We start from the raw sequence: 2,422 nt of genomic DNA, 5'->3' as shown, positions 1-2,422 counted from the left end.
ATGCTCGGCAGAAGCTTCACCGGTAATGCCCCCTGCCGAGCATGGCTCGGCACTACAGGTTGAACCTCTCCGGTAACGCCCCTTGCCGAGCATGGCTCGGCACTACACCCCCTCCCTTGCGCCGAAGGCGGAGGGGAGGGGTTGGCTTTTTGGGCTTTTTGGGCCTTTCGCGCATTACCAGCTTCGCGGCTTACGCCGTTCCTACAAATCGGTGCTACCCGGTAACGTCCCCTGCCGAGCATGGCTCGGCACTACAGGGTGACGCCCTTTGCCCAGCCCCTTCAGAGGGCGTCCAGGTCACCCAGGGCGCGGATCAGGCGACGGGCGCGTTTGTCGGGGCGGTGTGCGGGGGCCTGGTAACCGGTGCGTTCGGCGGCGCGGCGCAGGCGCAGTTCATCGCGCGCCTGCCTGGACGCTGGCGTTTCCTCGTACAAGGCCTGGGCTACCGGGGCCGAGCCGCGGTTGGCGCTGAGCCCGCGTACCGCGATCTCGAAAATCTCGTCGCCGCGCTGCACCCGCAGCGCGTCACCGATGCGGATCGCACGGGAAGATTTCGGGCGCTGCCCTTCGACGTCGACCTTGCCGGTATCGACGGCCTGCTTGGCCAGGCTGCGGGTCTTGAAAAAGCGCGCGGCCCACAGCCATACATCAAGACGGATGCTCGCTACTGGTACGACTTCACCACTCATTGCGCTGCCATGACTCCTTGGTAGACATCCGGACGGTGATACCTGCCACCATCGCTCTCACCTGCAAGATGCTAGTGTGCCAGCCCCGATCCCGACAACGTTTTCCATGTCGAAACCCAAGCAAACCCGCTCGCTCACCGAAGGCCCAATCGGGCCCAGCCTGCTGATGTTCGCCCTGCCTATTCTGGCGGGCAACATCGCACAGTCGCTGAACGGCTCGGTCAATGCCATCTGGGTGGGCAAGTTCCTCGGCGAGGCGGCGCTGACTGCCACCGCCAATGCCAACAACATCATGTTTTTCCTGATCGGTTCGGTATTCGGCATCGGCATGGCTGCCACCATCCTGATCGGCCAGTCGATCGGGGCCAAGGACCTGCCGCAGGCGCGGCGGGTCATGGGCACCAGCGCCACCTTCTTCATCGGGCTGTCGGTGGTGATTGCGGTGCTGGGCTGGTTTCTGTCGCACCGCTTGCTGCTTGCGATGGGTACACCGGCCGAATCGCTGCCGATGGCCGATGCCTACCTGAAGGTGATCTTCCTGGCGATGCCGCTGTTGTATGCCTTCGCCTTCATCACCGCCGCTCTGCGCGGCGCCGGCGATGCACGCACGCCGTTCCGCTTCCTGCTGTTGGCGGTGCTGCTGGATATCGCTTTCAATCCCTTGCTGATCTTCGGCGTCGGCCCTTTCCCCGAGCTGGGCATCGCCGGTTCCGCCTGGGCCACGTTCTTCTCGCAGGGCCTGGCGCTGGCCGGGCTGATGCTCTACCTGCGCAACAAGCGGCACATGCTGTGGTTGGGGCGCAAGGACATCGGCCTGCTGAAGATCGACACCTTCATCCTCAAGGCGCTGGTGATCAAGGGCGTGCCGATGGGCCTGCAGATGATCCTGATCTCGTTGGCGATGATCATGATGATCAGCATGGTCAATGGCTATGGCGTGGAAACCGCATCGGCCTACGGCGCAGCAATGCAGCTATGGACCTATGTGCAGATGCCGGCGATGGCCATTGGCGCGGCGTGTTCGACGATGGCTGCACAGAACGTGGGTGCCGGGCGCTGGGAGCGCGTGGATGCCACCGCGCGCACCGGCGTGCTGTTCAACTTCCTGCTGACCGGCGCGCTGATCGCACCGATCATCCTGTTTGATCGCAGCACCCTTGCGCTGTTCCTGCCGGCGGCCAGCGAGGCACTGGAGATCGGCCGCCATCTGAATCACATCGCGGTGTGGTCGTTCCTGTTCTTCGGTGTCAACTTCGTGGTGTCCGGCGTGGTCCGGTCCACCGGCGCGGTGGTGCCGCCGCTGCTGATCCTGGCGGTGGCGATGTGGGGTATCCGGGTTCCATTTGCATTGTGGCTGCAGCCACGGTTTGGTGCCGATGCGATCTGGTGGAGCTTCCCGGTCAGCGCGTTCTGCTCGATGCTGATGATCATGAGCTATTACCGCTGGGGCAACTGGCGCAAGGCCAGCATTCTGGGCAAGCAGGCGCAGGCCACGCCGGCGGAAGTAGCCGCCACGCCGCCCTCGCCGGTGGCGGATCCTGACGTGGAATTGGAACGCTAGACAGCGTTGTGGGAGCGGCGTCAGCGGCGAAGCTGGCATTGCTGGAAAGGCTCAAGAGCTCAACCCCTCCCCAACCCTCCCCTACGCCTACGGCGCAAGGGAGGGAGCTGAACAATCTGTAGTGCCGAGCCATGCTCGGCAGTGGCATTACCGGTGAAGCCTCGTGCCTAGC

General features: G+C 64.0%; 2 protein-coding genes. One reads left to right on the top strand and one right to left on the bottom strand.

Annotated features, from left to right (window positions below; genetic code table 11):
* Window positions 1-281: 281 nt before the first annotated feature.
* Window positions 282-689 carry an RNA-binding S4 domain-containing protein gene (locus ACVOKO_RS19410; RefSeq protein ID WP_346501024.1) on the bottom strand — a complete coding sequence of 136 codons (408 nt, stop codon included), beginning with the start codon at window positions 687-689 and terminating at the stop codon, window positions 282-284.
* 106 nt (window positions 690-795) lie between these two features.
* On the opposite strand from ACVOKO_RS19410, the gene ACVOKO_RS19405 reads away from it, so the two are divergent.
* On the top strand, window positions 796-2,250 hold the full coding sequence (locus ACVOKO_RS19405; protein ID WP_346501022.1) for an MATE family efflux transporter: 1,455 nt from the start codon (window positions 796-798) through the stop codon (window positions 2,248-2,250).
* Window positions 2,251-2,422: the final 172 nt, after the last annotated feature.

Source organism: Stenotrophomonas sp. STEN240 (assembly GCF_056756175.1).
This window is presented reverse-complemented; position numbering and strand designations above follow the sequence as displayed.